The following is a 13,589-nucleotide window of genomic DNA, read 5'->3' on the forward strand; positions in this document are numbered from 1 at the left end:
TTGCTTTACTGCAGACAGATGCAAAGATTTTATAGGATAACCTTGATTACGCTGCGCTGTATTAAGGCTACGTTGGCTATATAATGTTTATTTTACTACTATAAAATGGAAATATTTATGCCTAGAATTTACTTAGCGGGCCCTATGGTATTTACGCCTAATGCACAGGAATTTTTCGCAAAAATGAAAAAGATCTGTCAAGACCATGGGCTTGAAGGTGTTTCTCCATTTGATGGCCAAATTAGCATAAACAGCAAGCAGACGGGGAAAGCATTAACATTAGAGATTGTTAAGGCAGACTTTGAATTAATGGATCAATTAGACGGTGCAATCTTTTGTCTTGACTCGTTTAGACGATCAACCGAAATGGATCCCGGTACTGCTGTTGAGATTGGCTACATGAAAGCGCAAAATAAACCAATGTATGGCTGGACAACTGATAAAAGAGACTACCCGCAAAAAGTAAACGATTTCTTTAACCAAACATATCATCTGCAAATTGAAAGCAATGGATTATCTAATCAATTACCTTCATCTGGTTTACAACGCGATCCAGATGGCATTTTAGTGCATTCAGAAGGTATGTATCAAAATGGTATGACTCAAGGCGCAATTGAATTAGCAGGCGGCGAGGTGTTTTGTTCTCCCAAGTGGGAGGACGCCTTTCGTTTGGCAGCCGAAGCAATAGCTCAACAATTTAAGCTAAATTTAAACAATAGCACTTCGCAACCACCCTATCGGCTATTAATTGAGAAAGGGTTCCATCAGAAAAAAAGTGAAGAAACTCAAGATACTAAATATTATGGTAAAAAAAATTCATGTAATATCATCTAATAGCTGTAAATTACATTTGATAATGTCAGCACTCAGGGTAAGTTGGACTTAGGTATAGGACAACCCAATAATTCCAGCTCTAAAGTATATTCAATATCTATAGCAGAGCTTAGCAAGCTGACAATAGCTTTAAATATTTACTCATAATAATTCTCACATAAACCAGCAATTTATGTTTGTATTAATTTCTATTTGTCACTATATAAAACAACTTTTTAATAATCAAACTGGATTATTCATGATCTTAAAGTATAATTAAAATGCAATCATACACAAAGGAATGTGATCATGAAAAAAATATCTACTGCATTATTTGTCCTTGGCCCAACGATGTTTTTAAGTGGATGTGTCACTGACAGCACTTATACATCTAGATATAATACTAGTTATTATCCTGGTTATAGTTCTACTTATGTTTATGGAACCAATCCCGGTTATTCCTATTATGGTTATAATAATATGGGGTATTATGGTAACCGTGGATGGTATGGTAATCGATTAGGGCTAGGATATAGGGGATTAGGAGTAGGATATCGTGGATTTGGCTTTAATAGAGTAGGTAGATGGCGTTAACATATCGTTATCTCTTATAAAGCAATGGACTATTGCATTTGATTTTCTGTGTCATACTAGGCAATTTTGGCGTGACGCAGAAAATGCGGTAAAAAAGGAAAAAGCAGCCTTTTATTATTTTCCTCATGGAATTGGTAAGCGTAAATAGCACCTTAATGATGCTGTGCTGTAACAAGACTACATTATTATGTTACTGTAACATGGTAGGGCCGAAAGGAGGACTTGCGTTCACTAAAATGCCATTACGTGCTTTTATATTTACTTTGGAAAACGTTATACCATCTTTTTGTGCTTCTAATATGTAATTGCCTGGCGGAATATTAGGAAATGCAATGCCACCATCGAGTGATGTTGCAGTTAATTTCCTAGAAAAGGGGTTTGTTTTCTGGGTAATGGGTAAAATACCAAAATAAAAGGGTTTTGCATTTATAGCTGGAGATAGAGTAACTGTAACGCCTTCAATACCTTGTGGTAGGTCATCTAATGTTTTATTAGGAGGCGTAATGGTTGCCGCAATTTGACATGCGTTGGGATCTTCCTTAATTCCCATAGCTAAAGAAAAAAACTTATAAGCTATATTGGAGGGTACTTGAAATGAAATGTTTTTTAAAAAATTAGTATTGTTAATACCTTCAGGTGGGACAATTAAAGTTGCCGTTTGTGTAGTTTTATACCCCGACCAAAAAGTTCCTGGCTTTTCAAATACTAGAGTAAGAGGTTGCCCAACAGGCCATTCAAAAGGTCCAAATAGTCCCTTAGAATCAGTTTTAAATTTTAAATTTTCATCTTCAAGGACAGTAATTGTTGCGTCAGCAATTGGTTTTTCTGATAAAAATGAACGTGCAAAGCCAGATATTAAGACTGTAGGATTTTTTATATCACTTTGCATAAATTAATTCCCTTTAAAATTATATTTACAAATTTAGTGTAGCAAACAAATAAAAAAGAGAGTAAGTTATTTAATTTTTAAGATAGCATAGGGTTTTTTAAGCTTAATAGGGTATAGCTTAATCAAAGTTTCTATTATCCTTGGTAAGGATTATTTTACTTTTAAAACCACAGCCATTTTGATTTTATGATTTAGCAGTTGTTTTTTTAACAAACCGATTTTAATTAATTACCATAATTATTAACCGTAATAACCTAACAAATTAGCAATTTCAATAGTGTATTTGAAGTTACAAACACTATCAGCAGACATATTCCAGTTAAATAAACCCGCTAAATTGAAGTAGGGTGGTATATCAGGATGGCAATTTTCAGTATCAATTCCATTAGCGATTTTTGTAGTAGGGTAGCCAATTTTAATTAGGCTATTTAAAAAGTCTTGCCCAAAGGTTTCACTACCATTGAAATAAGTCTGAATATTAATAAGATCAAAATTGAAGGCATTTTTTGCATTAACTTGCGTATAATTAAGTCCGCCTCGCTGAGGATTATTACCTGCAGGTGTAATAGTTAAATAATAGGGCTTGCCATCTTGTAACGATGCAAAATTTAATGCATTTCTTAAATTAGTGATGACGCTATCAAAGTTTAACTGAGGAATAACACCGGTAGTACCACCAATCTCCTCATCATCGATATCTAATCCGTCTAACTGATGAGTACGAATGAACTGAACGACACTTGGAATAAAAATATTGGCTTGATTAATATAATCTTGATTGATAAAAGTCCAATCATTTTTGCCCCATCCTAAAGAAATTAATAATTTTATTGCCGGATTGGCTGCGCGAGCAGTTTGCGATAAACGGTTGATTCGTTGAGCTTGCTCATTTTGACCAGCTTCATAGGTTAATACTGCGCCATTAGCAAAAGGGTAAACATGGGCAAAGGCAATAAAAATAGTATTGATACGGTTAAAAGGCATAGCTAGATTAGGTTCAATCCATTGGCCGGGGCCGGCATTATAAATAGGGTAGAATGTACCGACGTAAGGCAAAGAAAAAGTAGGTTTTGGTAGATTTGGATTCACAATAAGCGTGACACGATTATTTAATATCGGTATCGAGCATACAGATTTGTTAAAAGCACAAACACGAGGCGTTAAGCTTGCAAATACGGCTTGGCTTATACTTTGTATACTTAGAGTAAACTTACAACTTGCCTGAGGCTTAAGTTGTTTACATTGATTGTTACTTAACGATAAAAATAAACCATTATTTATGTTGCCATAATTTGGATCGATATCCATTAATTTTAGGGTTTTCGTTGTGTTGTTCTTAACGATGTAGCTTAGGGAAGTTACACTGTTTCCTGAAATAGCAATGGGGTAACTGCTCGTTGGAATAATTTCTAAAATGGCAGCTGCATGTGCGCTACCAGAAAGTAAAAATAATATTGGTAGAAATACGTTAATCCATTTTTTCATGCAATTTACCTTAAAATCTAGCTTTCAGTAAATGAAACGTTTAATTCAACAGCAATACTTTGCGTAGAAAGATTTCTAATTTGCAAAGAAGGGCTGGACAATTGCTGAGCTAGCCTACCTTGACCTAAACTGAAATAGCGATAGCTTAATGAAGTAAAATAATTGATGTGATGAGATTTATCATTAAATAAACTATAAGTTATTCCTAATCCTAATTCGTAGGAAAAATCTTGTTGAGTTTTATTAGTAAAAGGCGTAGAAATCGCAGCACTTAAGTCAGGATTGGTAGGGTATTCGCGATAATGATAGAAATGATTCCAGGATTTCCCAATGCCGACTACCGCAAAAGGTTGCCAATTAATTAAAGTAGTGTAGGCTAAACGGGACTCTATTAGTAGAAGTTTATTCTTTACATGAAAATGATAATTTAAGGTATCAAATAGGCCTTCATTAAAAAATGGGTACTCAATACCTCGTATTTTACTTAACGCTAATGAATAACTGGCAATGCCTAAAGATAATGAAGTAGTACGAGAAAAATCTATAAAGGTTTGATTAAAACCACCGCCCCAAAATCCATGTGACTGATATTTACTCTTTGTTTGGTATTTATTAATTACTTCCCTATTTATTTCTACTAAGTCATTGGCGCTTAGTTTTGCAGCAGTAATTCCGCCGGCAATAAAAAAGTTAAACTGATTAGCATAGAGAAAGGAAGGAAAGGTAAAAAGCAAAAAAAATAAATTCTTCAAAATAAATCCATTTAAGCGTTAAAAATATAATTGCTAAATCTAAGCCGCTGAGCCTTGATATTTTAAGAATTTGTAAATAAAAATCAACTCTTTTATCTTATATGCGCTTTAATTTATTATTAATAGTTGTCTTATTCTAACAAGCAAATTAATTTGTTGATAAACTCATCTAAAACAAGACCAGCATCAGCTGCACTAGCTAATTGTTGATTATATAAAAGACCTAACATATCACCGTGCACACTACTTCTAATCAATAGATTAAATTTTTCGGGATTCTGGTAATTCCATAAAGAAACCTGATTTTGACTTGCTTTTAACAAACCTTCAATTAAATAGTCTGCAGATGATAGCAAGGCTTCAGTCTCGTTTTCAGATTCGTTTAATGTATATTGATTAAAAATAAACGGCGGTTGCTTATAATCAAATTTCTCTAGATCTTTGCTTAATATTGGATAAGAAAAGCGCTCAATCACTTCAAGAATTTGCATTTGGGTGCTTTTAATTTGCTGAATAATATTTATTGTATCAGGATTGATTTCTAAAATAATAGGCAAATTATCTGCAAAGTAACCTATCATACCCGTTTGAGATAGCTTGCCACGATTAGATTTTACAATACTGATATAAATTTCTCTCTCTGAAGAAAGGCTAGCTAAAACTGTACCGAAAATGTGAAGATAAAAGGCATAAGGTGAAATACTATGATTTTTACAAAAATCAATTACTTTGGCTGAGTTTTCTTTAGAAATTTTTTGATATATAACCCCACCCAAATAATTATTTTCAGTTAATTTATTGCAGTGATAGTCTTTTAACCGTTGATTAATCTCAGCTAAATAAGTTTTATAATCAGCAATATTTTGCGAATAAAATTTTTCTTCTTTAAGGTGTTCGTTTAAATAAAATATTTGCTGTTCTTTGGATACAAATACCTCACTTTTATTCATATAATTTTTCTCAAACTCTTTAGCAAATAATTCTGCCGAAATACCATCAACAATAAGATGGTGAAAGCGAAATAACAAAATAGGTTTTTTGCCGTTAGCATGATGAATAAGATAAATTTTTAATAATGGGGCCTGATTAATGGCAATAGGCTCTAATAATAATTCACCCATTTTTGTATTGAGATCATCCGCTGTTATGGTTTGTATAACAGTAGTTGCCGCAGAATTTATATCCCATTTAAGTTGATTTTTTTCTTCCACAAAATACACTTGTAATGCTGGGTTATTATCAATAGTTTGTTGTAAAGCTTTATTTAAGTGTTTAATGTCAATATTTGTATTAATTTCTTTAAATAAAAGTACATAATAGGGTATACCATCAGGATGATTTTGCAGTAGCTGCCATAAATTTTGTTGTAATGCAGAAGCTGTGTATAATCTAGGCATAGTCTTAGTAGCGATTTGTAAATCACTGGCTTCTTGCTTTAATAAATTATTAGCCCAAGCCTCTAAAACACCTTGTGCCAACTTACTTTCTATTTTATCGTGTCTATATTTTAGACTTAACCGTAAATTTCCTTCTTTCACTAATACTTTAAAAGACAGTAAGCGAGGTTCATCTCCCCACAAATAATTTTGTACATTGCTATTTTTAACTATATTTATTTCTAAACTACTTTTTACACTGTAATTGGGGCTACGTTGAAAATCAAAAGAAATCATAGGCGTAGATAAGCCAATTTCTTTAAAAATTGGCATGCGAAAATATTGATTATCGTGCATTGATAAGATTTGTTCTTGTAGTTTTTGAGTTTGAGTAAGAATATTTTGCTCGCGCTCAGCAACGATTAAAACATCATTAGATGTATCACCAAAAACAGTAGAAAATTCACCGCTTTCTCTACCAGAAAAGAAAACAACAATGCCTTGTTGATCTTGTTTAAAATAATCGAGCAGAATTTCAAAAAGATTTGCCAGCAAATAATTACTTAATGAAAGTTTATTCTTTTCTAAAGCCTTGATTGATCGACTGATATCCGTTAACGATAATTGATGATTAATGATACAAGCTTCTTTAGGTTGATGCGTCTCTTTAGCTAATGCCACACCTACAGGTACTTCTTGTAAGCGTTGGCGCCAAAATTCTCCCATCTCATTAACTAAATTATAATGAATTTTATTCCATTGCCAGCTAACATAATCACAATATTTAACCGGCTCTTGGTCTAAAATTTCTCCTTCATAAATTGCTATGGCTTCGTTAATAAAGGATGTAACTGTATAACTATCACCAAGTAAATGGTGAAATACGAGTAACCAACGATATTTATCTTTTTCCTGACGAATTATACGAGTTCGTATAAGTGGCGGTTTTTGCAAAACAAAGAGTGCACTTAAAAAATCTGCTATTTCTTTCTCGCTATCATGTTCTCCAAATTCTAATTTTAATGAGCATTCTTTATGAATATGCTGTTTTGCCTGATTTAACACCTCATGGAAACTACAGCGTAAAATGTCATGACGTTTAACAACTTCGGATAATGCCTTCTGTAATCTCTCTACAGAGAGGGGACCTATAATACTAAGTTCTATAGGAATTTGATAAGCTAGATTGGTCGGTGAATTTTTTATAAAATTCCAAATCTCTTGCTGCTGTAATGATAGGGGCAATGTATTCATTTGTTGATAAACGTGCTTATCATCTAACCTATCGACATTATTTTCACTAATGTGTTCTTTAATGTTAATTGCTAATTCTTGCACTGAAGCATAATTAAAAATGTCTTTAGCAGATGTTTGGGCTTCGGGGTACTTATGGTTTATTTTATAAGCAAGCTGACTGGCCATAATAGAATCCATTCCTGATTTAAACCAATTGTCATGAATAGATAACTCACCTGGCGCAAGCCGCAAGGTTTCTTCAGCAATTGTTAAAATAGTCTCTGTTAGGCTGACTTCTTTATTATGACTAATATTTCCTTCGTATATAGGCTCTTCTTTAGGTGGCTGATTAGGTAATTGTAGGAAATGACTGATGATAAGATTATATTCTTTGATTTGACTTTGAAAGACAGCTTGTATTTCTGTCCTTAGTAAGGGTTCTACACCTTTTACTTTTAAGTAACTCGTTAACTTCTCTTCATTTTTCTTAAATAGTCCTGTATTTTTTACAGGTCCTAGAATGAATGTTTGACTGGGAAGGTTTTGTTCATGTCGATACTCACTAAGCGCATTTAAAAATGCATTAGCTGTAGCATAAATTGCTTGCCCTTCATTACCTAATACGGCACTAAGTGATGAGATACAGTTAAATACTTTAAGATCGCAATGAGTAGTAGCTTTATGAAGGTTCCATGCTCCTAGCGCTTTGGCTCCTAGTATTTCAGCAATGTCCTCATCAGTAGTTTTAAGCAAGGGCTTATTATGATTGACACCTGCTGCATGGATAATAATACCTAAAGGTGGATAATCAGCAGGTAAATTTTGTATTAGATGTTCTACTGCTGTTGAGTTAGAAATGTCGCATGCATAATAACGTATTTGAGTACCCTGGCTTTTTTGCATCATAATTATATCTGACCATTTAGACTCCTTTTCTTTACGTCCTACTGCAATAATATAACGAGCGCCCATTTGAGTTAAAGACTCAATAAACGCTTGGCCTATATCACCACAGGCACCTGTAACTAGGCAGGATGTTTGTAGCGAAATTTTCCAGCTATCTCCTAACTGCTCTGGTTCTAAAGGCTTAATTTGCTGTTCATAATAATCACCATTATGATAGCGCAATGCCCAATAGTTAGGATTGGAAGCGCCAATAAACTGCAGTTGGGTTTCACGATCTAATAATATTGTTTCTAAATAATGGATTGGCCATTGAGGATATTCTTGTTTGACCGATTTAAGTAATGCTAATAAAGATGTTCCTACTAAAGAATTAGAGTCACAAAGAAATAGTAAAGGTTTACTAGGCCATTGTTGTATAAGTTGCTGAATCATTTGGTTTAGAAATGTAGTCTCTTCTAATAAATCGGTTTGCTCAGCTTGACAAAAGTATACAAGCCAATCTGCTTCTTTAACTTCTTGGCCTGCTAAAGTTTCAGATAAAGTTGAATTTTGTACTGAGCCAAGAGTGATAAAGGTTAGCTTTTGGCATGCAATCAGGTGACTAATATGTTTGCGAGCTTTGTTAGTTATTAGAGCTATATTTTTATCATTTAAGTTAATAAGGTTAGGTTCTAGCGAAATTTTTTGCCATAACTGATGGTATAGATAACTTTTCCATTTATCTTCTGCGGATGCAATTTTAATATCAGGTAACCAATACTCTTTACCTTTAAAAGGGTAATTTAAAAGATCTTCTACTTTAGTATTTATATGTTTATTTAGTATGGGCCAATTAATCTTTACTCCTCTTAAATAAAGTCTTCCTAAAGTTTCCATAATACCTGGCCACGGATTATCAGGCGCACTTACCGAGGGTAGAGTTATAAAATTATGTACATTTTGGGCTTGGGTAATTAAAATTGGTTTAGGTCCAATTTCTTGACACAATTCAATGCCATTATCAACTAAGGTATGTAATCCTTGATGAAACTCCACAGTTTGGAGCAGATGTTTACACCAATATTCAGCATTCATTTGCCCATCTTTAAGAATTTGGCCCGTGATGTTTGAAACAACAGGTATTTGTGCGGATTTATAGGTAATTTCAGCAGCAAGTTTTGCAAACTGTTCTATAATAGGTTGCATTAATGGAGAATGGAAAGCATGTGAAGTCGCAATATTTTTACAATGGATAGAATGATGCTGGCAATAATTTTGACAGTCAATAATTGCATTATCTTGGCCAGAAACGACTATTTGCTCAGGACCATTTTTTAACGAGATTACAAGGCTATCAAAATTGGTAATAAGTGATTCTACTACTTCTAAGGGTGCATTGATTGCAAGCATGGCACCATTATTATTTAGAGAAGAAATTAATAAGGCACGGTTACAGACTAAATATAAAGCATCTTCAAGCGTAATAATATTAGCAATACATGCGGCTACATATTCACCTAAACTATGGCCTAATAATATGTTTGGCTTTAGCCCTAAAAGCAAAAACCATTGTGCTAAAGCGTATTCATAAATAAAGAGGGTAGGCTGCGCATACAATGTGTAATTTATATCAATAGATTTTGGTGTGTCTAATAATACTGCTCTTAAATCATAGGGGAGCAAAGGTTGAGCAATAGCGCAACATTTTTCTATAATAGCTGCAAACTCTGGAATAGTTCGATAAAGCTCTGTTGCTATATTAGGCATTAGACTACCTTGTCCGGTAAAAAGCCATGCCAGTTGGTTATTTTCAGAAATAACACCTTCTTGCCATCGGTTATGTCTTAAAGCTTGTAACCAACTTTCCTGATCAGGGGCTATTATAAAAGCTCGATGAGCAAAGTGCGTTCTTTGCGTTAAGCTCTGATTACACAGTGAAGGAAAATGCAATGATGGCTTTTGCTCAGCATAGCGACAGTAATCTTGTAAGTACTGTAGCAATACGGCCCTCTCTTTAGCACTAATAACCCATAAATGCTCTGTGCGAATGGTGGTTTTTTCTTTAAACTCAGACTTTTGCGAGTGTATAGGCATGCCTAAAATAAGGTGGGCATTAGTGCCACTAAAACCAAATGAGCTCACGCCGGCATAACGATTTTCTTCCTCCCAAACTATAAGGCTAGTAGGAACAATCATATTATCCTGCTGATGCAATTTAGGATTGAATTCTTTTAAGTTTAAATGCGCTGGAATTTGACTGTTTTTAACTGCTAGCGCCGTTTTAATTAATCCTGCTATACCAGCGGCTGCTTCTAAGTGTCCAATACGGGTTTTTAAAGAAGTGATGTAAAGTGGGTTTTGGCGTTCTAATCCATAACTACGTCTAATTCCTTCCCACTCTATAGGATCACCAAGTGCTGTTCCTGTTCCATGCGCTTCAAGATGAGTGATTTGTTCAGGTCGTAAATTAGCTAAGCTTAATGCCTTTTCCATCACGTCTACTTGCGCTATTAAATTTGGTGCAGTTAAACCATTACTTGCTCCATCTTGATTAACCGCACTACCGTATATTACAGCATGAATTTTATTACCATCCTGCAAAGCATCTTTTAATTTTTTTAATACGATCATGCAGCAACCTTCTCCTCGTACGTAACCATCGGCTTCTATATCAAAGGTACTGCACCGATTTTTTGGTGATAACATGCTACTTTTACAAAAAATGATATTACCTTCTGGCGAAAGTATAAGATTCACGCCTCCAGCAATTGCTAATTGGCAATCGCCATCTTGTAAGGCGCGACAAGCCTGGTGAACGCTTACCAATGATGAAGAGCAAGCGGTGTCAATTGCCATACAAGGCCCTTGCGTACCTAAAAAATAGGCTATGCGTCCTGCCGCTGTTGCAAAGCTCGTACCTGTTGCTTGATAGGTGCTAAGCTCATCTAGAGGCACTTGTTTTTGTATTAATTGATCATAATCATGGGTGCTGATACCCAGATAAACGCCAGTTTGTGAATTTTTTATATCATCTTCAATAATTCCCGCATCTTCTAATGCATGCCAAGTTGTCATGAGGGTTAGACGCTGTTGGGGATCAAGATATTCGGCTTCCCGGGGTGAAATATTAAAAAATTTTGTATCAAATTGCTTAACATTGGTTAAAAAACTTCCTCCAGTCGTATACATCCGTCCTTTTTTAGTAATCTCTTGATCATAATACAAACGATTATCCCATCTATCATTAGGGATTGCTCTAATACTATCATTGTCTGCTTGCAAGTAACTCCAAAAAGCGTTGATCCCATTGATATCTTGGCCATCTGGGCCCGGAAGTCGACAATCCATACCAATAATGGCTATAGGCTCGTAATTACCTACTAATTTGTTTGTTTTATCAGTATTATGGGTAGTTAATTTTTGATGCAAAGCTTCAATAGTAGGAAATTCCCAGGCGAACCAAGGGTCTAAGGGTTGGCCGATCACTTTTTCTAAATCATTAATCATTGTTACCAATTGGATTGAAGTAAGCCCATATTCAGCAAAGGCTCTATCAATAGCAACTTGCTCAATAGGCAGTTTTGCCTGCCTAGCAATCCATTCCTTAAGCCAGGATATAATATTGGTATCCAGGGTTTGCTCTATTATATTATCCTTAAAGTTTGGAGGTTGGGAATCTTTAAGGCGAGCTAACACCTTAAATTGATTAGTAATATAAGCTTCCTTACAAGCACTGCGTTGGATTTTACCGCTGCTAGTTTTTAGTACCTCTCTAGATGGAACGAATAAAATATCATAGAGGACAAGATCAGTTTGCTCGAAAACTTCTTTTTGAACCTTGCGCATCATTGCCTGATAAATAGTCTCTTCTAAATTTCCCTTAACCCCCGCAACTAAGACACATTCTTCTGAACCGTTGATAGTAAATGAAAATGCAGCTGCACAATTAGGTACTAACGCTGAATCACTTCGGAAACATGCATACTCTACATCCTGAGGGTAAATGTTGCGACCATTAATAATAATTAAATCTTTTAGTCGGCCACAGACAGTTATATAACCATTTTTATCTATAAATCCAAGATCACCTGTTCTTAGAAACGGTCCTTCTGCCGTATCCTCAGTAAAAGCTTGAAATATTTCCTTTGTTTTCTCAGGATTTTGATAGTAACCAGATGCTACAGAATCTCCTTGAATCCAAATTTCGCCGATTGTATCAACAGGTAGAGTATATAACGTTTTCGGATCAACGATTTTTACTAAATAATCTGGGTCTAGTTTGCCACAAGAAACCAATTCAACTTGTAAGTCGAATTTTTCTTTAAAATCTCGATTAATTATGCCTTTATCTAAACCATTATTATTGACCATAAAGAAACGTTTATCACTCATTTCACATGAGATGTATAACGTGGTTTCTGCCATTCCATAACCTGGTTTAATAACACCGTCTTTTAACTGGTAAGGTTTAAGGTTCTTTTCAAATTCTCTAATAGTTTCTGGATTAATGGGTTCTGCACCATTAATAAGGCAATGAACATTGGAAAAGTTAAGTTCTAGCTGAGAAGGATCTTGGTTTTTAAACGCATTAATTGCTAAGTCATAAGCGAAATTTGGTGCCATTGTATAAGTCCCTTGCTCCGAACTAATTATTTTTAGCCAGAAAAATGGATTCTTAAGAAAGGTTAAAGGCGCCATAAAAACGCAAGTTCCGCCACTATATAAGGGTAGAAGGGTGTTACCGATTAAACCCATATCATGGAATATTGGTAACCAAGAAATGCATTTTTCCACGCCGGCCTCGCCTAAAACTCTTTTCATTAGACTAAGATTGGCACTAATATTTTTTTGCGTAACAACCACACCTTTAGGCATCCCAGTAGACCCTGACGTATATTGTAGAAAAGCAATATGATCTGGTTTAATAATGGGTAGATTTTCACTATTAGCTCTAAGCTCATCATTTAATTGATCCACGCAAATGAATAAAGTCTCTTTGGAAAATTGAAAGTTTTGTAGATCACAGTAATTTTTTATTGTACTCGTAGTTAGAATGATTGACGCCTTTGAGTCTGCAATAATTTTTAATAAACGATTAAGATGCCGTAAATGTCGTGGTGGATAGGCTGTTACAGCAATGTTTCCAGAGCGTAATACAGATAGAAATGAAGCGATATAATGAATACTTGAATCAAAAATTAATAGGATAGGTTTTTGTGTAAATGATTGATTGTCGTTAAGGGAAACAAGTGTATTAGCAAGCAAGTGGATTCTTTCATTCAGCTGTTGATAAGTCAATTCTTGGTTGTTTTGATAATCAGATTCGAAAAATTTTAAGGCGATTTTATGGGGAGTTGACTGCGAAAATTGACTAATTTTATCTAGAATTAATTCTTGCTTATTTCTCATAGTTCTATCCTATTTTACAACTTAAAATATGATTACTATTGCAAGCAGCACCCAAATCATTAAATTAGATAGTCAATTTAGATATTGGCAGATACTAGTTTTATAAAATTTTAAGAAAAATTTGGGCATTTTGTATTTAGGGTTTGCAAT

General features: G+C 34.5%; 6 protein-coding genes. 2 read left to right on the forward strand and 4 right to left on the reverse strand.

What is annotated here, in order from left to right; all coding sequences use genetic code 11:
* The first annotated feature begins 117 nt into the window (after nt 1-117).
* Both DYH30_RS05410 and DYH30_RS05415 read left to right on the forward strand, forming a co-directional pair.
* Nucleotides 118-834, forward strand: coding sequence for a nucleoside 2-deoxyribosyltransferase (locus DYH30_RS05410; protein WP_160116158.1), 717 nt, complete (start codon nt 118-120; stop codon nt 832-834).
* Between the two features lie 288 nt (nt 835-1,122).
* A complete protein-coding gene (locus DYH30_RS05415) occupies nt 1,123-1,407 on the forward strand; it encodes a hypothetical protein (protein WP_115330670.1) in 285 nt (94 codons plus the stop codon).
* Nucleotides 1,408-1,597: 190 nt separating this feature from the next.
* On the opposite strand, the gene DYH30_RS05420 is transcribed toward DYH30_RS05415, so the two are convergent.
* From DYH30_RS05420 to DYH30_RS05435, 4 genes are all read right to left on the reverse strand, one after another.
* Complete coding sequence (locus DYH30_RS05420; RefSeq protein ID WP_242604636.1) at nt 1,598-2,296, reverse strand: carboxypeptidase regulatory-like domain-containing protein; 699 nt, start codon at nt 2,294-2,296, stop codon at nt 1,598-1,600.
* A gap of 240 nt (nt 2,297-2,536) precedes the next feature.
* Nucleotides 2,537-3,781, reverse strand: coding sequence for a glycoside hydrolase family 18 protein (locus DYH30_RS05425; protein WP_115330671.1), 1,245 nt, complete (start codon nt 3,779-3,781; stop codon nt 2,537-2,539).
* Between the two features lie 17 nt (nt 3,782-3,798).
* On the reverse strand, nt 3,799-4,533 hold the full coding sequence (locus DYH30_RS05430; protein ID WP_115330672.1) for a hypothetical protein: 735 nt from the start codon (nt 4,531-4,533) through the stop codon (nt 3,799-3,801).
* Nucleotides 4,534-4,664: 131 nt separating this feature from the next.
* Nucleotides 4,665-13,439: a type I polyketide synthase gene (locus tag DYH30_RS05435; RefSeq protein ID WP_115330673.1), complete on the reverse strand. Its 8,775-nt coding sequence runs from the start codon at nt 13,437-13,439 to the stop codon at nt 4,665-4,667.
* Between the last annotated feature and the right edge of the window lie 150 nt (nt 13,440-13,589).

The organism is Legionella busanensis (assembly GCF_900461525.1).
Lineage (GTDB): Bacteria > Pseudomonadota > Gammaproteobacteria > Legionellales > Legionellaceae > Legionella_C > Legionella_C busanensis.